The 21,058-nt window shown below is 65.3% G+C and carries 26 protein-coding genes and 1 tRNA gene; 3 read left to right on the top strand and 24 right to left on the bottom strand.

Going from position 1 to position 21,058, the window contains the following annotated elements:
* Nucleotides 1-78 precede the first annotated feature (78 nt).
* From MD221_RS01210 to rnd, 20 genes are all read right to left on the bottom strand, one after another.
* Nucleotides 79-882 (bottom strand): nuclear transport factor 2 family protein, encoded by an 804-nt coding sequence (locus MD221_RS01210; RefSeq protein ID WP_242107197.1) that lies wholly within the window; start codon nucleotides 880-882, stop codon nucleotides 79-81.
* 162 nt (nucleotides 883-1,044) lie between these two features.
* On the bottom strand, nucleotides 1,045-1,629 hold the full coding sequence (locus tag MD221_RS01215; RefSeq protein ID WP_242107198.1) for a GNAT family N-acetyltransferase: 585 nt from the start codon (nucleotides 1,627-1,629) through the stop codon (nucleotides 1,045-1,047).
* A gap of 318 nt (nucleotides 1,630-1,947) precedes the next feature.
* Nucleotides 1,948-2,505, bottom strand: coding sequence for a TonB family protein (locus tag MD221_RS01220; protein ID WP_242107199.1), 558 nt, complete (start codon nucleotides 2,503-2,505; stop codon nucleotides 1,948-1,950).
* 503 nt (nucleotides 2,506-3,008) lie between these two features.
* The gene (locus tag MD221_RS01225) at nucleotides 3,009-3,338 is read right to left on the bottom strand and encodes a phage head closure protein (RefSeq protein ID WP_242107200.1); all 330 of its coding nucleotides are present in this window, start codon (nucleotides 3,336-3,338) and stop codon (nucleotides 3,009-3,011) included.
* Nucleotides 3,335-4,840 carry a terminase large subunit gene (locus MD221_RS01230; RefSeq protein WP_242107201.1) on the bottom strand — a complete coding sequence of 502 codons (1,506 nt, stop codon included), beginning with the start codon at nucleotides 4,838-4,840 and terminating at the stop codon, nucleotides 3,335-3,337. Before MD221_RS01230 ends, MD221_RS01225 begins: the two co-directional genes overlap by 4 nt.
* Nucleotides 4,837-5,298 (bottom strand): hypothetical protein, encoded by a 462-nt coding sequence (locus tag MD221_RS01235; protein WP_242107202.1) that lies wholly within the window; start codon nucleotides 5,296-5,298, stop codon nucleotides 4,837-4,839. Before MD221_RS01235 ends, MD221_RS01230 begins: the two co-directional genes overlap by 4 nt.
* A 61-nt stretch (nucleotides 5,299-5,359) precedes the next feature.
* Nucleotides 5,360-5,731 carry an HNH endonuclease signature motif containing protein gene (locus MD221_RS01240; protein ID WP_242107203.1) on the bottom strand — a complete coding sequence of 124 codons (372 nt, stop codon included), beginning with the start codon at nucleotides 5,729-5,731 and terminating at the stop codon, nucleotides 5,360-5,362.
* Nucleotides 5,724-6,899 carry a phage portal protein gene (locus MD221_RS01245; RefSeq protein WP_242107204.1) on the bottom strand — a complete coding sequence of 392 codons (1,176 nt, stop codon included), beginning with the start codon at nucleotides 6,897-6,899 and terminating at the stop codon, nucleotides 5,724-5,726. Before MD221_RS01245 ends, MD221_RS01240 begins: the two co-directional genes overlap by 8 nt.
* Nucleotides 6,896-7,417 (bottom strand): HK97 family phage prohead protease, encoded by a 522-nt coding sequence (locus MD221_RS01250; protein WP_242107205.1) that lies wholly within the window; start codon nucleotides 7,415-7,417, stop codon nucleotides 6,896-6,898. Before MD221_RS01250 ends, MD221_RS01245 begins: the two co-directional genes overlap by 4 nt.
* Nucleotides 7,404-8,654 (bottom strand): phage major capsid protein, encoded by a 1,251-nt coding sequence (locus tag MD221_RS01255; protein WP_242107206.1) that lies wholly within the window; start codon nucleotides 8,652-8,654, stop codon nucleotides 7,404-7,406. The genes MD221_RS01250 and MD221_RS01255 overlap by 14 nt, the downstream gene beginning before the upstream one ends.
* A gap of 362 nt (nucleotides 8,655-9,016) precedes the next feature.
* A complete protein-coding gene (locus MD221_RS01260; RefSeq protein WP_242107207.1) occupies nucleotides 9,017-9,517 on the bottom strand; it encodes a hypothetical protein in 501 nt (166 codons plus the stop codon).
* A 96-nt stretch (nucleotides 9,518-9,613) separates the two neighbouring features.
* Nucleotides 9,614-9,790 (bottom strand): hypothetical protein, encoded by a 177-nt coding sequence (locus MD221_RS01265; RefSeq protein ID WP_242107208.1) that lies wholly within the window; start codon nucleotides 9,788-9,790, stop codon nucleotides 9,614-9,616.
* Nucleotides 9,787-10,083 (bottom strand): hypothetical protein, encoded by a 297-nt coding sequence (locus MD221_RS01270; protein WP_242107209.1) that lies wholly within the window; start codon nucleotides 10,081-10,083, stop codon nucleotides 9,787-9,789. The genes MD221_RS01265 and MD221_RS01270 overlap by 4 nt, the downstream gene beginning before the upstream one ends.
* Nucleotides 10,080-10,280 (bottom strand): helix-turn-helix domain-containing protein, encoded by a 201-nt coding sequence (locus MD221_RS01275; protein WP_242107210.1) that lies wholly within the window; start codon nucleotides 10,278-10,280, stop codon nucleotides 10,080-10,082. Before MD221_RS01275 ends, MD221_RS01270 begins: the two co-directional genes overlap by 4 nt.
* Before the next feature lie 126 nt (nucleotides 10,281-10,406).
* Entirely contained in the window at nucleotides 10,407-10,964 is a 558-nt protein-coding gene (locus MD221_RS01280) for a hypothetical protein (protein ID WP_242107211.1), read from the bottom strand.
* Between the two features lies 1 nt (nucleotide 10,965).
* Nucleotides 10,966-11,163: a hypothetical protein gene (locus MD221_RS01285; protein WP_242107213.1), complete on the bottom strand. Its 198-nt coding sequence runs from the start codon at nucleotides 11,161-11,163 to the stop codon at nucleotides 10,966-10,968.
* 2 nt (nucleotides 11,164-11,165) lie between these two features.
* The gene (locus tag MD221_RS01290; RefSeq protein WP_242107215.1) at nucleotides 11,166-11,420 is read right to left on the bottom strand and encodes a hypothetical protein; all 255 of its coding nucleotides are present in this window, start codon (nucleotides 11,418-11,420) and stop codon (nucleotides 11,166-11,168) included.
* A gap of 94 nt (nucleotides 11,421-11,514) precedes the next feature.
* Nucleotides 11,515-12,744 carry a tyrosine-type recombinase/integrase gene (locus MD221_RS01295; RefSeq protein ID WP_242107216.1) on the bottom strand — a complete coding sequence of 410 codons (1,230 nt, stop codon included), beginning with the start codon at nucleotides 12,742-12,744 and terminating at the stop codon, nucleotides 11,515-11,517.
* 175 nt (nucleotides 12,745-12,919) lie between these two features.
* Nucleotides 12,920-12,995 (bottom strand) — tRNA-Ala (locus MD221_RS01300).
* Nucleotides 12,996-13,008: 13 nt separating this feature from the next.
* Entirely contained in the window at nucleotides 13,009-14,130 is a 1,122-nt protein-coding gene (rnd, locus tag MD221_RS01305) for a ribonuclease D (RefSeq protein ID WP_242107218.1), read from the bottom strand.
* A gap of 263 nt (nucleotides 14,131-14,393) precedes the next feature.
* Between rnd and MD221_RS01310 the strand changes: the two genes are divergently transcribed.
* Genes MD221_RS01310 through MD221_RS01320 form a run of 3 tightly spaced genes read left to right on the top strand, consistent with a single transcriptional unit; the run spans nucleotide 14,394 to nucleotide 17,533 of the window.
* Nucleotides 14,394-16,262 carry an SUMF1/EgtB/PvdO family nonheme iron enzyme gene (locus tag MD221_RS01310; RefSeq protein ID WP_425602182.1) on the top strand — a complete coding sequence of 623 codons (1,869 nt, stop codon included), beginning with the start codon at nucleotides 14,394-14,396 and terminating at the stop codon, nucleotides 16,260-16,262.
* Nucleotides 16,263-16,274: 12 nt separating this feature from the next.
* Nucleotides 16,275-16,715, top strand: coding sequence for a hypothetical protein (locus MD221_RS01315; protein ID WP_242107223.1), 441 nt, complete (start codon nucleotides 16,275-16,277; stop codon nucleotides 16,713-16,715).
* Complete coding sequence (locus MD221_RS01320; protein ID WP_242107225.1) at nucleotides 16,631-17,533, top strand: M48 family metallopeptidase; 903 nt, start codon at nucleotides 16,631-16,633, stop codon at nucleotides 17,531-17,533. The genes MD221_RS01315 and MD221_RS01320 overlap by 85 nt, the downstream gene beginning before the upstream one ends.
* 16 nt (nucleotides 17,534-17,549) lie before the next feature.
* Here MD221_RS01320 and MD221_RS01325 read toward each other — a convergent pair whose 3' ends face one another.
* From MD221_RS01325 to gluQRS, 4 genes are all read right to left on the bottom strand, one after another.
* Nucleotides 17,550-18,410 (bottom strand): DUF72 domain-containing protein, encoded by an 861-nt coding sequence (locus MD221_RS01325; RefSeq protein ID WP_242107227.1) that lies wholly within the window; start codon nucleotides 18,408-18,410, stop codon nucleotides 17,550-17,552.
* Between the two features lie 64 nt (nucleotides 18,411-18,474).
* A complete protein-coding gene (gene phaR / locus MD221_RS01330; protein ID WP_242107229.1) occupies nucleotides 18,475-18,972 on the bottom strand; it encodes a polyhydroxyalkanoate synthesis repressor PhaR in 498 nt (165 codons plus the stop codon).
* 257 nt (nucleotides 18,973-19,229) lie between these two features.
* Nucleotides 19,230-19,970, bottom strand: coding sequence for a beta-ketoacyl-ACP reductase (gene phbB / locus MD221_RS01335; RefSeq protein WP_242107231.1), 741 nt, complete (start codon nucleotides 19,968-19,970; stop codon nucleotides 19,230-19,232).
* A 125-nt stretch (nucleotides 19,971-20,095) separates the two neighbouring features.
* A complete protein-coding gene (gluQRS, locus tag MD221_RS01340) occupies nucleotides 20,096-21,001 on the bottom strand; it encodes a tRNA glutamyl-Q(34) synthetase GluQRS (protein ID WP_242107233.1) in 906 nt (301 codons plus the stop codon).
* Nucleotides 21,002-21,058 lie beyond the last annotated feature (57 nt).

Consider the following 21,058-nt stretch of genomic DNA (forward strand, 5'->3'; position numbering starts at 1 on the left):
CACTTTCGACCAATCGGGAACGCCCCGTCTCCGGGGCGTTCTCTTTTGCGGCGACGGCGAAAAACGCGGAGAGTCCCGCTATTCTTGCTGCGTAAAGATCAGCGCCATCATCCGCCAGCCGGCGGGCGTTTTCAGGAAGAGGGCGCGGTCTTCCCACACTCCGCCAGAACCCGAACGAAACCGCCAAACGGCCGAACCGATGTTGCCGCGGGTATCCACGTGCCGGCTCAGCACTCGAACGGGGTTGTGCGGGCTTTTCTCGCGCCGCTCGGCGTATCGGGCGCGCCACTCTTCCAGGGTCGAGGCGACGAGTTCTCCGGCATCGACCGACATGACCAGGGCGCGCGGGGCGATCGTTTCGGTGAGCGCGCTGTCCGCCCAGCGCGTGTCGCCATCGACCTTCCTCGCGATGGTGTCCTCGATGCCTCGTGTCGAGGCCGTGTCTGAGTCGGCGCCTTCCTGGCAGACCTTTCCGACGATGCGCCAGGCCTGGCCCAGGCGCGCCAGCAGCAGGTAGTCGACATAGGATTTTCCGCCGCGAACCGCCGAGACGCGCGCGATGGCGGTCTGCTTTCCGCTTTCGATCCATTCCGGCGTGGTGGAGACGGGGCCCTTCTGGGAGGAGGCCGTGCGCATTCTTTCTTTCCACTGCGACTGCGAGGTCGCGGTGACCTTGTCTCCAGCGGTGCAATACATCATCGCGCTGGGCTGGAACGCCTTCCCCAGCAATCCCGGGTCGTTGTCCGCAACGGCTTTCGCATAGGCGGAGATCGCCTCTTCCGGACGGGAAGGCCAGGGGGCCGGTGCGGCGGATGCCGGCAGGCATGTCTGCGCCATCAGCAAGGCTGCGCATGAAAGCAGCCGTGTTTCGAATCTGGTCATCGCTCGACGCTTCCGGCAGGACGGATCGTGGAACGCTAGCGCATCCGCAGGGGTGCGAATATTCAAATATTGGCATGCGCCATTCGACGGCTTGAAACGTTCTTGTGCCGAGCTATTGCCGTCCGCGCCGTTGGCGGTTCTGGATCCGTGCCGGAAATCGAATCAGCGAGGTTTGCGGAGCATCGGGAAGATGGGCGGCGAACCGCCGGCCTGGATCGTGCCCAGCAACTCGAATCCATATCGCCTGTAGAGAGGAATGTTCTTGGGATTGCTGGATTCGAGATAGGCCGGCATGTGGTCCTGGTCGCATCGGACAAGGGCGTGCCGCATCAGCGCGCCGCCCTGTCCTTTGCCCTGCTGAAGCGGGTCGACGCCGATGAACGGCAGGTACCAGTGCGGCTCCTCCGGGTGATAGCGCCCCATGTGCTCGAACACCGCGAGCAGGTCCTCTTGTACCGATGCCGATCCCGTGCGCTGCAGCAGGGCGACCAGCCTGTCCTCGTCGGGAGCAATCCCGGGCGGCAGCCATAGCGCGGCGCCCGCGTAGCCATCAATGTGATAGGCGCTCCGGTGGGCAAACGCATTGCCGCCCAATGCCCGGATGAAGTCGGGGAAATGCTGGAGATACTGCCGTGGATCGGGCCATGTCCAGCGCGCCGCCGGGTCCGTGCCGAATGCCAGCACGACAAGCGCAATGACGGAGTCTTCATCGGAAGTCGTGGCGATCTTGACGGACCGTTCTGCCATGTCCTGCCTCCAGGAGCCGCCATCGGAGTTCTCGAAAGCCTAACGCCTCTCTGGCCGGCCCGCAAAGATGCACCAGGCCCTCCGGAGGGCGCGTTGGCGACGATGGCACCGCAAGGGAATGCGGTTGCGAAGGGGCCGCGCAGGCGTTCCCGCCCGTCGGCCCTAGGCACGCAAGCCCAGCCATCTGCGCAATGCCTGTTCTCCCTGGGGGGCGAAATGTACGACGCGGGAGTCTTTCATGCGACGGGCCCGCCGCAAATCCAGGCATCGGTGCAGGATTGCTTCGCCCAGGCTTCCCGCAAGATGGAACGCGGATTGCTAGAAGGCTATTGGCCGTCCGTCCCACGTCCCGAACTCGACGGATACGAGCACCGCGGATTCGACGGCGCTCCTGCCTTCATGGGCGGGCGTGAAACGCCAGTGCTTCATCGCGTTCGCTATCGCCATCTCATCCAGCTCATGGAAGCCGCTCGATTGCACCACCCTGACTTCCCGTGCGCTCCCGGTGGCGGAGACGTGAATCCAGAGTTCCAGCGGACGCGGCCGTACCGAAAAAGAGATCGACAATGCTTCTGAAGGCGCGGGAAGGCTTAGGCCTTTGGGGGGAGTCCGTGGCAATGGTGATGCAGGTTCCTCCCCCGGAAGCGGCACCGGTCGCACCTCGCCGACGCGAGTGCGATCGGGCGCATAGAAGAGTATCCGCGGAGGCAGGACTGCATAACCGACGATGGTTTCCTCGCTTGCCGCGGTGCCGGCGGGCGCGTGAACCGGCAGGGTGATGGCCAGGAGTAGCGCGGCATGGAAACTCGCCACCAACCCCACCATGCAGGCGGCCGGATAATTCGGCTGCCTGTCGGGTAACGTGATCCCCTGCATCGCACTCCCCCTGCGTTGAAATTACGTGGGTAAAGATTCAGTGCCGAATCCGTTGGATGCTGTCGAGCCAGTATCGCCAGGGATGAGGTATGCCGGCCGGCATTCGCATAATCGCAAAAAAGCCGCGGGGAAAGGGATGCTCGGGGCGAAAAAAAACCGACGGGGACCCGTCGGTTTTTTTGGAGTGGTGGAGCGGAGGGCGACCAAACTTCGCATGCAAACGACTGATTTGCGCGAATTTGTGCAAGCTAAGCCTGCACAATGCCCCCATGAATGCCCCCATTCTTGTCGGATGCAGGCGAACAGCCAGGGACAAAGATCCACCCTCCGGACTCTCTCTGGCGGGGGCAGTTGCCAACCGGACTCCCGAACGATTGGCATGGCAGGCGCAAGCCTGAGCAGGCTTCGGCTGCCGATGCTGATTTCCTTAGCCAGTTCAGCATGGACTGGCGGTGACCGGAGAGCAGAGGCTGGCGCAGCCCGGTTCACCTTTCCCTGCGCGCCTACTGCAGAGGATTCCGTTCTGCATAGATCAACAATTCGCGGCGACGGAATTTGATTTCCTGAATCGACGTGATGTTGTAGTGCTCGCCTCGGATCGTGATGCGATCAGACGTGAGCACGTCTTGTCGATGACGCATCGTTACCTTCACCGGCACATGTGGCCAGGTGCTCGCCGCGGCGAAGAATTCATTCCCGACCAGCGGTTCAATCTTGGCAAAAGCCTCAGCGTACTGAGTCCAACTGCGGGTGCGATCTCCTCCCGGGCCCGCGGCTTCCTCCAAGTGGCTCAGGACTATTTTCGTGTTCAGTTCCTGCGCGGTGTAGGTCATATGAACCTCAGTCCTCGGGATTGGTAGGGATCGATGGCCGGCTCGGGGATGGTCTGCGCGGCGCCAATTGCCATTGCCAGTGCCACCATGCCGTCGATTCGCCCCGTTTCCTGCGACTTGTCCAGCTTACGGTTGCCGGCGGGATCTTTAATGGTGGTCGCGTTCGCGGCGCACAGGGTCAGCACCGGATGCATACCGTGCGCGATGCGCTCGCTTAGAAGTTCCGCCTCTAGCGAATCCAGCGCCGGCGACATGTCGCGGAAGCCCTGCCCGAACGGCACAAGCGGCAGGTTTAAGGCTAGGCGGCTGATTTCGCGCTGCAGGATATCCATGCGCCAGCGATCGAACGCAATGGCTTGTACGTCCAAGCCGTCAGTTATCTCGGCGATTTCGCGCGCGACGACTTCGTAGTCCACGCTGGCGCCCGGCGTGGCGCGCAGCAGGCCCATGCGAGCCCATTGATCGTAAGGGGCTCGGTCGCGCTTGGCGCGGTCCGCAATGCCAGTTTGCGGCGTCCAGAAGAACGGCCGCACCTGCCACACGCCCGACACTTTGCCGACCAGCACAAGGGCGGTCAGATCGTTCCGTGCCGACAAGTCCAAGCCGCCGAAAACCGGGCCAGTGAACGGCAGGGGCTCGGTGCCGCACGCCTTCCAAACGTCGGGCGAAACGAAAGGTGCATCCGTCGAAACACGCTGATTCAGCAGCAGGTTGCGCGCGCTGTTTTCCATGCTCGGCATACGCTTGGCTTGCGCCATTTGCTCACGCAGGTCGTCCAGGCTGCGGAAGATACCCAACGCCGGGTTAGCGGCACGCCATGCGGTCTCGTCGTCCAGCTCGCAGCCTTCGGACGCCGCGTAGACGTGCGACACGATGCGCGGGTCTTTCGATTGCGCTGCATCGTCCAGCCATACGCTCAGTAGGTCGGCATCGCTCGAGGCTTGCGTCGAAATGGCGACCAGTAGCGGCGCCGTGTGCGCGCCCTGCGACGTAGTGATGGCGTCGACAAAATCCGACTGCGGGCCGCGTACCTGTCCGATTTCGTCCAGAATCGCCAGCACCGGTGAAAGACCATGCGCGGTTTTCCCGTCCGCAGCCAGCGCGCGATATTCGGTGTTGAGCGGGATGCCGATCAGTCGCTTATTGGACGGTACGATGCGGATAACGTCACTCAGTTCCGGCGAAAGCTGCACCATCTTGGCTGCTAGGTTGAACACCAACGCCGCTTGGTCGCGGCTCATGGCGCCAGACACCAGTTGGGAATTGAGCTTTGCTTCCGGTCCGACCAGGTGCGCCAGCAACAGCGCGGCGATCAGGCCCGACTTGCCGTTTTTACGGGCAATGCTCAGGAACGCGCGGCGCGTGCCGTGAGGGTTGTCATAAACCGCCTGGATGAACTCCTTTTGGAAGTCGGCCAATCGCATCGGTTGCCCAACGCCAGCACCGTCCGGCACAAGGCAAAGCTCCTCCACGAACTCGATGATGGCATCCGACCGGCTCATGCGCGGCGCGCAATTAGGCGGTGGACATTGCCGGCGGACTCGACGCGGCGCTCTAGCTGCAGCGCGTTACCAGCATCCTGCACGCGGCCGACGGTTGCTTCGGTATGAACGTGGATCAGTCGCGACAGGTAGGCCACCCGCTTGTGCAGAGTTTCCAGGAGCTTGTGTTTGGGATTGAGCTTGCCCACGAAAAGATCGCCGACCAAGTCGCCTTCGGCGTCCAGCTCCTGCTGCAGTCGTTCGATATCGAATTGGCAGCGCGCCAAGTTCGCGGCGTGTGCCAGGTCAACGTCATTCCAGCGATCCCGTGGCTTGTTCCGCATGATGGCATCCCAGAAAGGGCGCGCGCCCTCGGGGATCGGCGTATGCGGTAGCGGTTCGCGGGGGCCTTCGGCGACGTTTTGCGCGGCCTGAAGGGCGGCGGTGATGCTATCGGATCGTTGGTTGCGCGGTTTCATTGCTCTGGCTTCACTTAGCGGTTTTTATCGACTGGGCGTACGGTCTAGACGGTTGCGCGCTCTAGCGATTTTTTTCCTGATTCCACGGGTGCATCGGGTCGCGCGGCCAGCCATCGGCATCGTGGCCATGCATTGCGGTCTTGCCAGCACGCTCGCGCTGCGTCTTGTGGGAATGGCATTCGTGGCACAGTGCCTGTAGGTTCGTCCGCGAGTTGTCGCCGGGATTGCCGTTGATGTGATCAACGTCGGTTGCAATGCGGCCACACTCCCTACCTCCCACCCCTCGGCAGATGGGTTCCTCGGCAAGCACACGCGCCCGCAAACGCTGCCAGCGCCCCGAGTTGAGCGGGATCGTGCGGCGCGGGTCAGTGTTGCGGCCGCTCGGATTCGCGCGCTTGGTGTTGGCCCTCAGATGCAGAATCGGCCTACTCATCGCCTTGCCCCTCATCCTTGGTCGAGGCCCGTGGCTCGGTGCGCTTGGGCAGGTTCTCCAGCCGGCGCACCTCATCGGTGGTCATCCATCCGGCGGTGATGGCTTTCTGATAGAAGTCGGCGCGTGCTTCCGGGTTGCCGCGCAACAGACCCTCGACGGAATGCTCTGCCAGGTAGCGCCGGCGCCCCATCGAGGTCAGCAGTTGCCGAGAAATCTCGCTCTCCCACAAGGCGATCCACCGAGCCAGCGAGTAGCGAACAAATTGGCTGCCCAATTCGGCGGTGTTCTGGTAGCTGCCGAAACGTAGATCGCCGATCATTGTCGGCGGCACGCGGAAGATGCGGCAAACTTCCTCCGTGGTGAATTGCTGCGCGGCGATCCACTGCGCATCCTCCAGGCTCATGGAAACCTGCTGGTATTCCAGCCCGTTTTCCAGAATGGCGGTCTTGCCGGCGTTGCCGCTGCCGCCGAATTGCGACTGCCACGACGTACTGATGCGGCCCGCGGTGTCGTCATTCAGGACATTCGGTGTTTTCAGCACACCTGACAGCCGTGCACCGTTGCGGAAGGTCGATGCACCATGCTCGCGCAGGCTCAGGCCCATGCCCAGCGTATCGCGGGCGATGGCGATGCGGGACTTGCCGACGATGCTCCCACATTCGGCGCGGTCGGCCAGGTGGAAAACCTCATCCTCCAGCAGCCGCTGCCGCTGGCCGGCATCGTCGGTGTAGTCGTAGGCATAGCGCCCGGATGGGAGGCGCAGGACCGTCACACCGCGCGTGGCGATCGGATGTAGCCCGACGAGTTCGCCGGCGTCGTTGTATTCCTTGCGGGCGAAGGCATTGCCGTGCAACAGGACGGATGCCGTCATCGCTTCGCGGAAAGCCAAGCCCGACTGGTGCGGGTTCGGCGTGCGCAGCGTGCGGGCCAGCGGATGATCGTCGGCGCGCTCGCGTTCTCCGTCATCGTTGCGCTGGTAGACGTGCAGCGGCAGGCATGCCGTGGACTCGCTAAGCGCCTGTACGCACCCGAACACGGCGGCGATGCCTTCGGCGGCTTTCGCGTCGACATAGGCGCCGCTGGCGCTCACGGCACCCTGATTCAGCAGCGCCGACCAGGACGGATCCACGTCGCGTTTCTCGGCCTTGCGGAAGGGCCACAGCTTCATCGGGTCGTCTCCAGCCAGTAGCGCAGCGCCTGTGTGCCGCCGGCGCTCTGCCGGTTGCGCAGCGCCACAGTGGTATCGGGATACGCCGGCCAGCTCTGGACGATGCTGATTTCGACCAGTTCCACATCGTGCAGGGTGCGGCGCTCGCCCTCCCAGTTTTCTTTGATCGCATGGAATCCGAAGCTCACACCGCCCAGGTCACCGCGTTGCGCCAGCGCGCGCAGGTCGTTGCCGATGGTCGTCTCAGGCAGCTGCAGGCGGAATTCCAGCCCCTTGGCCGTTTCGCTCAGCACCAGCGTGCCGGATTTCGTGCGGCCTAGCACGCGAGTTTCATCGTGGTCTGCCAGCGCCAGAATGTCGCGCCCATGCATCAGCGTGCGTGTGAATGCTCCGGGGGCGATGATCTCGGTAAACCCGCCTACGCGCGTCTCGGAATTGAACGGGGCCGCCAGCCCGACAAGCTGGCGACCCTCGATCCCGGTCTGGGCGAAGCGGTATTCCAGGTCAGGCCGGGACATCATCGGCCCACTGGAAAGCTTCGGCGTGGCGGATGGCGATATCGCAGGTCGCCATAGCCCGCACCATGACACCGCCGCGCGCGTAGGCGGTGGAATCGTAGGGGTTGACCAGGATATCCAGCTCCGACCACAGGCCCAGCAGCACCTGCGACCAATCGCCAAAGATGGCGCTCGTTTCGCTGGCCGGCGTGCCGCCGGCGGGAACCTGCGTGGTGACGTTCGCGGCGAAGCCGCCGACCTGTCCGTTTTCGTACAGGAAGCCCGCGCCTGCGTCGCCGGTTACCTTCAGCGTTCCGGCCAGCTTCGCCTTCGCAGCCGGGCTCAGCAGCCACGAGTGCGCACCCAGCGCGTTGGCGGTTTCCACGTCCTTGATGATTTCCAGCACCTGCGCCCAGGTCGGCGTCGCCAACGTGGCATTGGCGGTCGCCAGCGTGGCGGTCACCCCATCCGGTTCGTTCGTACCACCGCCGACGATCAGCGCGCGGTCGATGGCTTTCGCCAGGTTAAAGCTCATGTCCTCCTGCAGCAGCGTCTCGATGCTCGGGTCGCTTTGCTGGATCAGCGTGCGGGACATTTCCGACAGCGCGCCGACGTGTTTCGGTGCCAGCGACGCATTGCCGAACGTCATGTCCGCTGCGGTCAGTGAACCGTTGTCAGCGACCCAGCCAGTGGTGACGCTGTTCCCGGCCTTGGGGATAGAGACGTTGCCGCGCAGACCCGACAGCACGCGCACGCCCAGCCGGCGGGCCAGTAGCGCGGCCCGCAGGGGCTCGATGTACTGGTCGCCGCGGTGATCGGTACCGATCAGGTTCGCGCCACTCGCAGCGGTATTCACGCGCTTCTCGATGGCGCGCATCGGAATGAAGGCGCCTTGCGCCTTGCGGCCGTTCCGGCGTTCCATTTCGGCGTTGTATTCGGCCTCGGCGCCGCTCAACACCTTGCCCTCCAAACCTGCCTGCAACACGCGTTGGAGGCTCACGCGCTTTTCGAGTTCGTCCAGGCCGTGATCGCAGCCGGCGTCGACGACAGTCCCCGTCTGACGGCGCTCGGCATCGTCCAGAAACTGTTGTCGCGCTTCGGATTCCTCCAGCTTCGTGATTTCGCTGCGGATCTCGTTGAATTTGGTCTGTTCCTCGGCGGTCAGTTCGCGTTTGGCGGACTCGGCCGAGCTCAGCAGTTGTCGAGCTTCCAACACCTTGGTAGTGCGTTGCTCGCGTATGGTTTGCAAAGAGGGCATTTCGTTGGCTCCGGGAGGTTGAAGGGAATTCCCGGGGCTTCATTTACAGGCATATTGCGCACGCTCCAAACATCGGACAGCCGCGAACAAATGCGAACGAATCGACAGGTCAGAAAATGCTGAAATTGCGCAAACTTCCGAAACGGTAGTGGATTTCCGCTGACATGCGCGACCAAGGCAGGAATTCCGGCTTTGCGGACTTTTCCTGCCGTGAAAGAAAAGTGGATGGCGCCGATGCGTTGGGTGTCCCAGTCAAAAGTCGTTGAGAGATGGAACGAAACGAGCAACGGCACAAGAAAAACAGGCCTATGGCTAGATTGTATAAAGGTGCCCGATTTTCGGGGAGCAAGCGGGGTTCTGCTTTACGCCGGCGGACGCATGCGGACAACTTTGCTCCCCGATTTTTGGGATTCGACGGGCTTCATTCCCCGATTATCGGGGCATCGCCCCCCGATTTTCGGGGAACCGTTTTCGTTTTTCCAAGCATGGCTTGCTTTCGTCTCCTCCGGCTCAGGGTGGTTTTTGCTCGCGTCGCGCGACCACCAGGTGATCGCGTACAGGGTGCAGCCGACGTGCCGGCCGCCATACCGTGTCCTTTCAATCCAGTACGCCGTTTCAAGCTCACTCAGCGCGCGCTGGAGCGTTTCCTTGCTCGACCATCCGCGCGGCTGTAGTTGGGTGTAGGTTGCGCTCAGGTCGCCGTTGTTGCGGCCGTGGTACTGTGCGGCCAGCTCCAGAAGTAATTTCACGGCGGATCCGCTCAGCGTCGCCCATTCTTTCGACCGCAATACGAAATGCGGAATGGATACGAAAGAGGGGCCGGCGCGCTTCCCTTTGTGGCGCTGAAATTTTCGGGATTCCATGCTGATTCCTCAGCGAAGCAGTGTAATCTTGCCCCGCAATACGCCGCCCGTAGTGCGCCCAGAAGGCCCATCCGCTCGCCACGGCTGGGCTTTCGCTTAGAGGCCGTTTTTCCTCTCAACTTCGTGTAGGACTTCGCCGATTTCATTTAGGATGCTGTCGATCGAATCAGCCGACGCTGATGGTGGCAAGTGAACAGCTTCGTTCGCCATCTTCGAATAGATCCGTTGCAGCGTTGACCATTGCTTCCAGGTCAGGATGATGAAGTTCTTCACGCGCTCGCGACCCCTGATGCGCGGCGATAGGGGAACAGCAACTTCTGCGCGGCGCCGCGGCGGTATTCGTTTTCATCCGGCGTTGCCGGATCGGCGTGCGCCTGCGCTAGCAGACAGCAGGCCATGACAACGTCGCCGGGGGCGCCGTCTGCGAATTCCGCGTCCAAGTCGACGCCGCAAAATGCATTCGCTTCGGCGACCGCGGCGGCGCGCGCCATTTCCAGCGGCAGGTCCAAGTCAGCGGAAATCTCGCGCAGGTACGCTTTCAAGTTGGGGAGGGTGAGGATGCTCACGCGCTCACCTCCAGCTTGTTGGAGATGAACGTGCGCAGGCTTTCCTCAGGGATCAATGTGCGTGCGCCGACCTTGAAAGAACGGATTTCACCATTCGCAATCAATTGGTAGATAGTGGTGCGAGAAATGCCCAAACGCCGGCAGGCTTCAGGCACGGTATGCGCCAACGGCGCCGTAGACTCTCGGTAGTTGTTCATAGTTCGTCCCGTTTAGTTGGGAGCGAACCCTTGTCCGCACCCGCTCGGACGTGACAGTCCGTGCGTGTACAGGATCGAATTCTGTCGTTGACCTGTAATTCCGCAATTCTCTTAGAAACGCGGAATTTATTTGTCAGCTTTCAATTGATCGGCTATGGCCTTCAGATGCTCGGGAATTTGGCTTGAGACGTCGGAGCGCTCAAAGGCTTGAAATACCGGATCGTTGCTGTTTTTCGCTTCGTAATACCACTTTTTCGCGGTCGTCTTTTTCACGTTGAATCGTTCGCCGACAACCTCGAAAAGCTGGTCATCTATGGCATATCCGTGCTTGTGTAGCTCGATGATGATCCAGTTGCTATTGTGCGCACGGCTGGCTTGTTCATGTATAGATTTCCGCCGATACCCTTTTGGGCGTCCCACACCAAAAGCCGCATCCAAAGACGCATATTCATGCGTCATATAGCCCATGATCGCCTTGTCGACGGCGGTCGCAAGCCATGGCGGAAAGGTTATTTTCCCCTCAATCACGTAGTGAACTGCCCATAGTACGGACTCAGCATCGCCTTTTTCAAACTTCTCCTTCCGCCTTTCAAGAAACCACTCATAGGCTTTGGCTGCATCTTTTACCGACGCAACGGCCCCCGCCTTGACGGGGGCTTTCTTCGTTGGCCGCTTGGTGGTCATGTCAGATTGCCCCGGCTTGCCGACCAACTTCCCGAATTGTGCGCTGTAACGCCATCGACAGGTGATAAATGCGATCTCGTTGCCGTTTGTCGCCATTCGACGCGGCGTGAATCGAGTCTTGCAAGGCATCGATCATTGCCTCCATCTCACATTGGAGGACGCAAATCTCGGCGAGGGCGGCGCTGTGGTTGGTTGTCATGGTCAGGCTCCCTTGAGTCTTTTGCCATAGTGTTCCTGTCGCTCGTCCAGCATATTTCCCGCATCTTCTGCGAGGTACGAGCCGATCGACGCCAGGCGCTGAACTAGGGTGTTCTCTTGGGCTGCTGCGCCTATGGCTTCAAAAAGCCCACCAAGTTCATAGAGCTTTTCAGCACCGATATTGACCATTCCGACGACATCTTGTGGATGCTCGTTGAATAGCTGGCGAGCCGCCTCAACGGCGGCGTGGTTGGACATTGCTACACTCTCAGTTGCCATTTCGTCATTCCTCAGCGTTGACGGGGTGGAAGGTGCGGCAAGGGAGATTGCCCCTCCCTTGTCGCACCGTTTGCTACCGGCGCTTGCCGGATTTCTTGAACTCCAACACCTTGCCCGTGTCGTCGCGCCGGAGATCTAGGTAATCGGCCCACGCCTGCATCATCTTGCGGCGCTCGGCGAGGTGCGACGTGCGGTTGTAGGCACGTCCGTTCGGATCGCGGACAGCGTGTGCCAGTTGGTGTTCGATGTAATCGGGGCGGAACTTCAGTTCCTCATCCAGCAGCGTGCGGGCGATGGCGCGGAAGCCATGAGCGGTCATCGTGGTCTTGTCGTAGCCCATGCGCCGCAGGGCGGCATTCAGCGCGTTCTCGCTCATCGGCTTGCGTGGGTCGTGGCCACCAGGGAAGACGTGCGTGCGGTTGCCAGTTAGTGGCAGCAAGCCTTTGAGGATCGCTATGGCCTGTTTCGACAGCGGCACTAGATGTGGCTCGCGCATCTTCATTTTGTGCGCGGGGATGTGCCATTCCTTGGCGTCCAGATCGATCTCAGACCATTCGGCCTGCCGTAGCTCGCCGGGGCGGACAAACACCAGAGGAGCAAGCCGGAGCATGGCTTTGACCACGTTGCCGCCGGAGTAGCCATCGATCGCGCGTAACAGTTCACCCACGGCCTTAGGATCGGTTGGGGCAGGGTAGTGCTGGGGCTTCCAGGGAGCGAGGGCGCCACGTAGGTCGGCGGACGGATCGCGGTCAGCGCGGCCAGTGGCGATGGCATAGCGGAACACCTGCCCGGAGTTTTGCAGGACGCGATGTGCGGTCTCCAGCGCCCCGCGGCTCTCGATTCGACGCAGGCAGCGCAATAGCTCGGGTGCTTTGACTTCTGCGACCGGGCGGCTCCCGATCCATGGGAACAGGTCGTTCCCAAGGCGGCTAATTATTTTGTCAGCGTGCGACTTTGCCCAGCCTTTTGAGAATTTGGCGAACCATTCTCGGGCGATGGCCTCGAAGCTGTTGGTAGCTCGTTCCTCGCCTGCGGCCTTCTCCGCCTTCTTGTACTCGCCCGGGTCGATGCCGTTGGCCAGCAACTGACGCGCAGCCTCTCGCCGGGTGCGGGCTTCGGCCAGTGTCACCTCGGGATAAGTACCGTGTGCCAGCCGCTTCTCTTTGCCGCCGTGGCGATACTTCTGACGCCACAGTTTCGAGCCAGCCGGTGTGATCTCCAGGTACAGGCCGCCGCCATCGAACAGGCGCTGCGTTTTCTCGCTCGATTTGATCTTGCGGATGGCGACATCAGAGAGGGGCATCTGGGGGCATCCAGTTGGGCCGAGGGTGGCGATGCCCCCAGTTATGCCCCCAGATGCCACCAGATTGCAACGGATGTTCACGGACGTCCACAAACAAAAAGAGCCTGATTTCTCGGGGTTTCCCTTGAAAATCAGGCCCTTGTTGAACGTCTGCGGACTGCTGCGGACTGTTAAATGGTGGAGCGGAGGAGGATCGAACTCCCGACCTTCGCATTGCGAACGCGACGCTCTCCCAGCTGAGCTACCGCCCCACGAAGCGGTGGATTATACGGAGGTGCCGGGGCCGCCGCCAGCGGGGGCGAGCAGAGGGGCCAAGGTCGGCTCCAGCTGCGCGCGGCGCCAGCCGGACAGGGGGCCGGGCCAGTGACCGGGCAGGCCTGCCTCGAGCAGGCGTTCCAGCCAGCGCCGGGAAGCCAGCACGCCGTCGGGCAGGCCGAGTTCGGCGCTGCGCGCGGCGGTGGCGTCCTGCAGACGGCGCAGGGCCTGCTTGTCGCGATCGTCGCCGCGCGGCTGCGGCGCCTCGGCTTCGTCGGGCAGCGGCGTCTGCAGCACGTTCCACAGGACTTCGGCGAGCTTGCGCGGCGCCTTGGGATGGGCTTCGAGCAGGCGCTGCAAGGCGGCGCGGTCGGGCAGCGGCTCGCGCGCCAGCGCGGTGGCCAGTTCGTTGTCGAGGATCCAGCTGCGCGGCCGGTCGGACTCGCGCGCATAGCTCTCGCGCCAGCGCAGCAGCCGCAGCAGGCGGTGCTGGCCCGCGGTGTCGAGGAACTGCGCCGCGCGCAGCGACAGGTGCGGCCAGCGTTCGCCCTCGTCCTGCTCGGCGTTCTCGACCATGCGCGCGCAGTCCTCCTCCAGCCAGGCGTCGCGGCCGAGCGCGGCCAGCGACGCGGCCAGGTTGTCGTGCAGGGCGAACAGGTGGCGCACGTCGTCGGCGGCGTATTCGAGCTGCGCGGGCGAGAGCGGCCGGCGCAGCCAGTCGGAGCGGGTTTCGCCCTTGGCCAGGGCGATGCCGAGCACGTCCTGCACCAGGCGCTGGTAGCCGATGCCGGCGGCGATGCCGGCCAGGGCGGCGGCGGACTGGGTGTCGAAGAGCGGTTGCGGCACGACGCCGCAGGCATGGCGGAGCGCGATCAGGTCCTCGCCCGGGCTGTGCATGACTTTCAGCACCGAGGGGTCGGTCAGCAACGGAGCCAGCGCGGCGGCGATGCCCGGCACGAGCGGGTCGACCAGCAGGATGTCGTCGTCGGTCTCGCCCAGGCAGACCTGCACCAGGGCCAGCTGCGGCCAGTAGGTGCGCTCGCGGACGAATTCGGTGTCCAGGCCGATGCGAGAGGGGCGTTGGGCGATCCGGTGGGCGAGGTCCGCGGGGCTATCGATCCAGGTCGGCATGTGTGGGGGCCGCGCTCAGCCGATGTCCGGTCGGCATCGGCCGCGGGTCCCGGGGCACGGTTGTGACCGATCGCGCCGGGGACTTCGGATCCGACGACGCGGCGTCATGGACGGCATGCGCGTTCGCTGTGATGTGTTGAGGTCCAGGGGATGCAGCCTAACGGCGATGGCGTGAACAAGGCAAACATGGCCGGCGCCGGAGCGCGGCCAGCCGCCGTTGCGCGGACGAAGCGGTGCCTCGGCGCAGGCGATGCCGTAATCTGATGGCCCGCTCGGCAAGGAAAACGGGTTTGCTCGCCATCCCCCGGATCGCCATCGTTGCGCTGCTGCTGCCGGCCCTGCTGGCCGGCTGCCCGCGCGATCGCGAGCAGCCCTCGCGCGCCGAGCGGCAGGCCAGGGCGGAAGTGCGCGCCGGGGTGGTCACGGTCAGCGGCGACGACAGCCTTTCGCAGACGTTGACCTGGCGCGCGCCGGCGGTGCAGATCGCCGAGGGCGAACAGGCGCGCACGCGCAAGCGCGCCGAGGCGGCGCTGAAGGCCGGCCGGCTCTTTGCGGACGCCGATTCGGCGATTCCGCTGTATCTGGCATTGGCCAAGCGCGACCCCGGGGACAAGGCGGCGCAGGCCGGGCTGCGCCGTGCGCTGCGCGACCTGCTCGCGGACGGGGAGCGGGCGCTGGCGCGCTCGGACGAGGACATCGAGGCCCTGCGCCGGACCCACGACGTCGCGGCGGTGGCGCGGGTGGTGGACGGCGACGACGAGCAGGTGCAGGCCTTCCTGGCGCGCGTCGACAGCGCCGACACCCTGTGGGAGCTCAACCGCGACGGCGAACACGCGCTGGCCAACGCCCGCTATGGCGAGGCGCTGGCGAAGTTCCGCGAGGCATTGGCGCTCGAACCGCGGCAGCCGCGGGCGATGCAGGGCGTGGCGGCGGTGGAGAGCGCGCTGATCCGCAGGGCGGAGCTGGCGGGGGAGGACGGCGATTTCGCCTCCGCGCAGCGCTGGCTGGCCGATGCCGCCAAGCTGCGTCCCGACATCGGCACGGTGCCCGACGCGCGCGCACGCATCGAGCGCATGCGCAGCGCGCGCATCGCGCGGCTGCGCGACGCCGGCATCGCCGCGCTGCCGCAGATGAACGGGGTGGCGGAGGCGCGCAAGCGCCTGGCGGAGATGCTGCTGATCGCCAAGCCCGGCGACCCGGTGGCCGCCGAACTGCGCGAGCGCATCGATCTGGCCCAGCACTACGGCCTGTACCGCCCCGGGCAGACGTTCACCGATGCGATCAAGCACGGCGGCCGCGGCCCGCAGATGGTGGTGCTGCCGCACGGCGCGTTCCGCATGGGTTCGGCCGACGGCGACCGCCTGGGCGTGGACAACGAGCGGCCGCAGCGCAATATCCGCTTCGACCGCGGCTTCGCCATGTCGGCGACCGAGGTGACGGTCGGCGAGTTCCGTCGCTTCGTCAACGCCACCGGGCGCAGGACGCGGGCGATGCGGCGCGGGTTCTCGATGGCCTACGACGAGCGCAGCGGCAATTTCGCCCGCCGCAGCCATGTCGACTGGTCGAGCGACTACGCCGGCCGGCCCGCGGCCGACGATCAGCCGGTGCTGCATGTCAGCGCCAAGGACGCCGACGCCTACGCGCACTGGCTCACGGAGCAGACCGGCAAGCATTACCGGCTGCCGAGCGAGGCCGAGTTCGAATACGCGCTGCGCGCGGGCGGCAGCGGCATCTGGCCCTGGGGCGACGGCGCCCCGCCGGCCAATGCCGGCAACTTCACCGGCGCGCGCGACGTGTCCCCCCATGGCACCCGCCGCTGGAACAACGCCTTCGCCGGGTATGGCGACACCTACTGGGGGCCGGCGCCGGTGCGCCGCTTCAAGCCCAACGCCTGGGGCCTGCACGACCTGTCGGGCAACGTCGGCGAGTGGGTGGCCGACTGCTGGCACGACACCTATCGCCGCGCGCCGAAGGACGGCGCGGCCTGGGTCAACCCCGGATGCCGCACGCGCGTGATCCGCGGCGGTTCCTGGGCCAGCTCGCCCGAGCAGACGCGCTCGGCCTGGCGGGCGCCGGCGGGCGTGGACAATACCAATGCGCGGGTGGGATTCCGCGTGGTGCGCGACATCTGACCGGAGAGAAGAATGCCGAGCGAGATCGTCAGGGACCCGGTCGTGCGGCCCATCCTGGAGATCGTGCTGCGGTTGTTCGGCGATTTCACCGGCCGGGTGGTGGTGCCGTTGTTCACGTTCGGCCATGCCTATGTCGAGCCGGCGGTCAAGGGCGTGCGCATCTCTCCGAAATGGCACGGATTCCACCGCGCCTCCGACGGGCGCCGGGTCGTCGCCGCCGAGATGGGGGCTTTCCTCGGGCTGGCGTTCTGGGGGCCTGCTCGGGATTGCCACCTACGGGGCCTGCCGCTATTTTGCGCCTTGACGATCCACCCTGGGCCGGCACGGTTGCCGGTCCACCCGATCAGCGCGAGTGAGGGGAGACAGCGATGCGCCAAGACCCGTTCGGCAACGCCTACGGTTCCCGGGGCGGCGGACAGCGCCGCGGGTTCGGCTTCAGCCCGCGCCTGCTGATCCTGGTGGCGTTCATCGCCTACGCGGCCTATTACTACTTCTCCAACCGCACGACCGACCCGCTGACCGGCGAGAAGGTGCTGATCGACCGCAGCATCTCGCCCCAGGACGAGAAGGCGCTGGGGCTGCAGGCCTACCAGGAGATCCTCCAGCAGGAGCGCCCGGTGGACGCGAACACCGACATCTCGCGCCAGGTGCGCGAGATCGCGCAGCGGCTGATCGCCAAGATCCCGGCGGTGTCCGACGCGCTCGCGGCCGAGCACGGCCTGCAGGCGCAGCACATCGAGAAGGACTTCGACTGGGACGTCAACGTGCTGCAGTCCGACCAGGTCAATGCGTTCTGCCTGCCGGGCGGCAAGATCGCCGTCTACACCGGCCTGGTGCCGGTGGCGCAGAACGCCGACGCGATGGCGGTGGTGATGGGACACGAGATCACCCACGCGCTGCTCCGGCACGGCGCGCAGCGCATGACCGAGCAGAAGCTGGCGCAGCTCGGCCAGATGGCCGGCGCGATGAGCGGCATGGACGCGCAGCAGATGCAGATGGTGATGGCGGTGTACGGCTACGGCCGCTCGCTGCCGTACGCGCGCAAGCAGGAGACCCAGGCCGACGAGATGGGACTGATGCTGGCGGCGGCGGCCTGCTACAACCCGCAGGAAGCGGTGGCGCTGTGGGAGCGCATGGGCCAGGCCAGCGGCGGCCAGGCGCCGCCGGAGTTCGCCTCCACCCATCCCAACTCCGGCACCCGTATCCAGAACCTGCAGGCGCTGATGCCCAAGGCGATGGAATACCGCAAGCGCTTCTGCGAACAGCAGTGACGTCGACGCGCGCCGCTCAGGCCAGGCGCCTGGCCAGGGCGATGGCGTCGAACGGTGCCCGGACCTTGGCGTCGTTGTCGAAGTAGCAGTACACCTCGCGCCGCCGCAGCGCGCGTCCTGGCGACGTGATCGTGCGGGCGTCGCGCGGCTCGCCGCCTTCGGACCAGCACCGGATCCGCTTCGCCCAGCGCGCCAGCGCCGCGGCCGAATAGCCGCTGACGTAGAGCTCGGCATCGCCGTGCAGGCGCAGATAGGCGAAACCGGCCGTCATGTCCTCGGCGTAGGGAAAGCGGCCGGCGCTGTCGGCGATCACCAGGCCGACGCCGTGGCGGCGCAGCAAGCGCACGAAGGCCGGGTCGAGGAAGCTCTCGTGCCGCACCTCCAGCGCGTGCCGCAGCCTGCGTCTGGGTTGCCGGGGCAGGGCGACGCGCCCGCGCATGCGCCGCTCGCGGCGCCGCGCCAGGCGCAGCGCCGCGTCGGTGTCGTGGGGCAGCATCGCCAGGAAATCCTCGATCAGGTCCGGCTCGAAGCGCTGGCTTGGCGGCAGCTGCCAGAGCAGCGGGCCGAGCTTGGCGCCCAGGCGCAGCACGCCTGAGGCGAAGAAGTTCGCCAGCGGCTTGTCGATCCCGCGCAGGCGCTTGACGTGGGTGATGAAGCGCGGCGCCTTCACTGCGAACAGGAAATCGGCCGGCGTCTGCGCCGCCCACAGCGCCCAGCGCTCGGGCGGCTGCAGCGAATAGAACGAGCCGTTGATCTCGATGCTCGGGAAGATGCGCGAGGCGTATTCCAGTTCGCGGCGCTGCACCAGGCCGGCGGGATAGAACTCGCCGCGCCAGCTGGGGTAGCGCCAGCCGGAGATGCCGACGCGGATGGCCATGCCGCGACCCTAGGCGGCGGCGGGGAAAGCGTGCGTGAAAGCGGCGTGCAGGCGCGAGGAGGCGTTACTTGCCGCGATGCTTGTCGGAAGGATCGCGCGGGCGCGCGGAGGCGTTGCGGCCGAGGCCGCCGCCGATCAGGTTCTGCTGGAATTCCTGCCACAACTCGAGATTGCGCTCGGTGAGCTGGTTGACCATCGCCCACGGCGTCTGGCCGAGCATGTTGCCCATCTGCTGGCGGAACTGCGATTGCTGCTCGAGGAAGGTCTGCATCGAGCGCTCGAGGTAGGTGCCCATGAAGCCCTGCAGCGAGTCGCCGTAGAAGCGGATGAGCTGGCTCAGCAGCTGGGTGGACAGCATCGGCTGGCCGTCCTGCTCGTGCTCGGCGATGATCTGCAGCAGGACCTGGCGGGTCAGGTCCTCGCCGGTCTTGGCGTCCCGGACTTCGAACTCCTCGCCGTCGACGATGAGCTGGCGCACATCCTCGATGGTGATGTAACTGGAGATGTCGGTGTCGTACAGGCGACGGTTCGGGTACTTCTTGATCACGCGCGGCTTGGTCATGGAGCAAAGGCTCTAACGTTGCAGGCTGGCAGCATGGCGCAGTGCAGCACCGCTTGCAACATTGGCCGGCCGGATCGTCCAAAACGGCACAATACGCATCAGTATGGAGTGTCCGGGGCGCCTTCGACGGAAAGGCCGGTTCGCCGCCGGCCCTTCGCGAAAGGGAAGCCCGTCAAATCAGGGCAGGCGCCACGGGCCCGGCCGAAGGATGCCGCGCCCCTGGGCGTCCCGGCCGGCGCCGCCGGCCGAGGCAGTCCCTACCAGCCCATGTACTGCCCGCCGTTGGCGGACAGGTTGGCGCCGGTGATCCAGCCGGCCTCGTCGGGCAGGAAGAAGCTCACCGCGTAGGCGATCTCGTCGGGGTCGCCCAGGCGTCCGGTGGGGATCTGCGCGATGATCTTGTTGCGCACGTCCTCCGGCACCGCCATCACCATGTCGGTGCCGATGTAGCCGGGCGAGACGGTGTTCACGGTGATGCCGAACCTGGCGTTTTCCTGCGCCAGCGAAATGGTGAAGCCGTGCATGCCGGCCTTGGCGGCGGCGTAGTTGGCCTGGCCGTACTGGCCCTTCTGGCCGTTGATCGAGCTGATCTGCACGATGCGTCCCCACTTGCGCGTGCGCATGCCCTCGATCACCGGGCGGGTGACGTTGAACACCGAATTGAGGTTGGTGTTGATCACTTCCTGCCACTGGTCCGGGGTCATCTTGTGGAAGGTGCCGTCGCGGGTGATGCCGGCGTTGTTGATCAGCACGTCGATCGGGCCGAGCTGCTGCTCGACGTCGCGTACCATCGCCTCGGCCTCGGCATAGGTGGAGACGTCGCCCTTGGCCAGGGCGATGTCGTGGCCGCCCGAGCGCATCTGCGCCTGCCAGGCGCGGGCCCTGTCCTCGCTGCGGTAGTTGGTCGCCACCTTGTATCCGGCCGACGCCAGTCGCCGGCAGATCGCCGTTCCGATGCCGCCCGTTCCCCCTGTCACCAATGCCACGCGAGATGTCATGCCGTGTTCTCCGATGCCTGCGTTGCGCGCATGTTGCGCTCCGGAGAATTCTATTCTTCGCCCAGGACAAACCCATTGTGCAATGCGGTAGCGGCACGGCCGGCGCGAGCGACCATGCGGCGGCGCTATGCGGGATCGATGCGGATTTCGCGCGTGCGCGGAATGCGCGCCGGATCGAAATGACGGCGCGATGACAGCAGCGCGCCGGCGACGTCGCCCGCGGCGGCCAGCGCCTGCTCCCGCTGGCCCAGCGCCCGCCAGGCGCGGCGCAGTGCCGGCAGCGGCGCATCGTCGTCGATCGGCAGCGCCGCCAGCGACTTCGACAGCTTGCGCCCGTCCTCGCCTAGCACCAGCGGCAGGTGCGCGTAGCCCGGCGTGGGCAGGCCGAGCCGCCGCTGCAGCAGGATCTGCCGGGGCGTGGAATCGAGCAGGTCGGCGCCGCGCACGATTTCGCTGATCCCCTGGGCCTGGTCGTCGACCACCACCGCCAGCTGATAGGCCCAAAGCCCGTCGGCGCGCCTGAGCACGAAATCGCCGACTTCCCGGGAGACGTCCTGTTCCACGCGTCCCTGCAGGCCGTCGTCGAAGGCGATCACGGTGCCGTCGGGCACGCGCAGGCGGACCGCCGGGTCCGGGCGCGAGGCGCCGGGAACGCAGGCGCGGTGCACGCCGCCGGCGTCGGCATGGTCGCTGCGGCTGCAATGGCAGAGGAAGGCGTCGCCCTGCGTCAGCAGCCGGTCGAGGGCGGCGCGGTAGGCCGCACCCCGGGTGCTCTGCCGCAGCACGGGCGCGTCGGGCAGCAGCCCGAAGGCGGCCAGGGTGCGCAACTGCGCGTCGGCCGCGCCCGGCGCCTCGCGCGGCGGATCGATGTCCTCCACGCGCACCAGCCATTGCCCGCCGGCATGCCGCGCCATCAGCCAGCTGCCGAACGCGGCCAGCAGCGAGCCGGCATGCAGGGGGCCGGTCGGCGAGGGCGCGAAGCGGCCGCGGTAGGCGGCGGAAGACGGCGGAGTGCGTTGCGGTGCGTTCATCGAATGCCGGCGGATCCGCCGAAGGACGGGAAGGGAACTTTAAACGCGCCGGGCGCC

It is taken from the genome of Luteimonas aquatica (assembly GCF_022662575.1).
Taxonomy (GTDB): domain Bacteria; phylum Pseudomonadota; class Gammaproteobacteria; order Xanthomonadales; family Xanthomonadaceae; genus Luteimonas; species Luteimonas aquatica.

What these genes read in the sequence shown, in the direction of transcription:
- MD221_RS01210 (WP_242107197.1), bottom strand. Translation starts at nt 882, where the DNA reads ATGACCAGATTCGAAACACGGCTGCTTTCATGCGCAGCCTTGCTGATG.
- MD221_RS01215 (WP_242107198.1), bottom strand. Translation starts at nt 1,629, where the DNA reads ATGGCAGAACGGTCCGTCAAGATCGCCACGACTTCCGATGAAGACTCC.
- MD221_RS01220 (WP_242107199.1), bottom strand. Translation starts at nt 2,505, where the DNA reads ATGCAGGGGATCACGTTACCCGACAGGCAGCCGAATTATCCGGCCGCC.
- MD221_RS01225 (WP_242107200.1), bottom strand. Translation starts at nt 3,338, where the DNA reads ATGACCTACACCGCGCAGGAACTGAACACGAAAATAGTCCTGAGCCAC.
- MD221_RS01230 (WP_242107201.1), bottom strand. Translation starts at nt 4,840, where the DNA reads ATGAGCCGGTCGGATGCCATCATCGAGTTCGTGGAGGAGCTTTGCCTT.
- MD221_RS01235 (WP_242107202.1), bottom strand. Translation starts at nt 5,298, where the DNA reads ATGAAACCGCGCAACCAACGATCCGATAGCATCACCGCCGCCCTTCAG.
- MD221_RS01240 (WP_242107203.1), bottom strand. Translation starts at nt 5,731, where the DNA reads ATGAGTAGGCCGATTCTGCATCTGAGGGCCAACACCAAGCGCGCGAAT.
- MD221_RS01245 (WP_242107204.1), bottom strand. Translation starts at nt 6,899, where the DNA reads ATGAAGCTGTGGCCCTTCCGCAAGGCCGAGAAACGCGACGTGGATCCG.
- MD221_RS01250 (WP_242107205.1), bottom strand. Translation starts at nt 7,417, where the DNA reads ATGTCCCGGCCTGACCTGGAATACCGCTTCGCCCAGACCGGGATCGAG.
- MD221_RS01255 (WP_242107206.1), bottom strand. Translation starts at nt 8,654, where the DNA reads ATGCCCTCTTTGCAAACCATACGCGAGCAACGCACTACCAAGGTGTTG.
- MD221_RS01260 (WP_242107207.1), bottom strand. Translation starts at nt 9,517, where the DNA reads ATGGAATCCCGAAAATTTCAGCGCCACAAAGGGAAGCGCGCCGGCCCC.
- MD221_RS01275 (WP_242107210.1), bottom strand. Translation starts at nt 10,280, where the DNA reads ATGAACAACTACCGAGAGTCTACGGCGCCGTTGGCGCATACCGTGCCT.
- MD221_RS01280 (WP_242107211.1), bottom strand. Translation starts at nt 10,964, where the DNA reads ATGACCACCAAGCGGCCAACGAAGAAAGCCCCCGTCAAGGCGGGGGCC.
- MD221_RS01285 (WP_242107213.1), bottom strand. Translation starts at nt 11,163, where the DNA reads ATGACAACCAACCACAGCGCCGCCCTCGCCGAGATTTGCGTCCTCCAA.
- MD221_RS01290 (WP_242107215.1), bottom strand. Translation starts at nt 11,420, where the DNA reads ATGTCCAACCACGCCGCCGTTGAGGCGGCTCGCCAGCTATTCAACGAG.
- MD221_RS01295 (WP_242107216.1), bottom strand. Translation starts at nt 12,744, where the DNA reads ATGCCCCTCTCTGATGTCGCCATCCGCAAGATCAAATCGAGCGAGAAA.
- rnd (WP_242107218.1), bottom strand. Translation starts at nt 14,130, where the DNA reads ATGCCGACCTGGATCGATAGCCCCGCGGACCTCGCCCACCGGATCGCC.
- MD221_RS01310 (WP_425602182.1), top strand. Translation starts at nt 14,394, where the DNA reads ATGGCCCGCTCGGCAAGGAAAACGGGTTTGCTCGCCATCCCCCGGATC.
- MD221_RS01315 (WP_242107223.1), top strand. Translation starts at nt 16,275, where the DNA reads ATGCCGAGCGAGATCGTCAGGGACCCGGTCGTGCGGCCCATCCTGGAG.
- MD221_RS01320 (WP_242107225.1), top strand. Translation starts at nt 16,631, where the DNA reads ATGCGCCAAGACCCGTTCGGCAACGCCTACGGTTCCCGGGGCGGCGGA.
- MD221_RS01325 (WP_242107227.1), bottom strand. Translation starts at nt 18,410, where the DNA reads ATGGCCATCCGCGTCGGCATCTCCGGCTGGCGCTACCCCAGCTGGCGC.
- phaR (WP_242107229.1), bottom strand. Translation starts at nt 18,972, where the DNA reads ATGACCAAGCCGCGCGTGATCAAGAAGTACCCGAACCGTCGCCTGTAC.
- phbB (WP_242107231.1), bottom strand. Translation starts at nt 19,970, where the DNA reads ATGACATCTCGCGTGGCATTGGTGACAGGGGGAACGGGCGGCATCGGA.
- gluQRS (WP_242107233.1), bottom strand. Translation starts at nt 21,001, where the DNA reads ATGAACGCACCGCAACGCACTCCGCCGTCTTCCGCCGCCTACCGCGGC.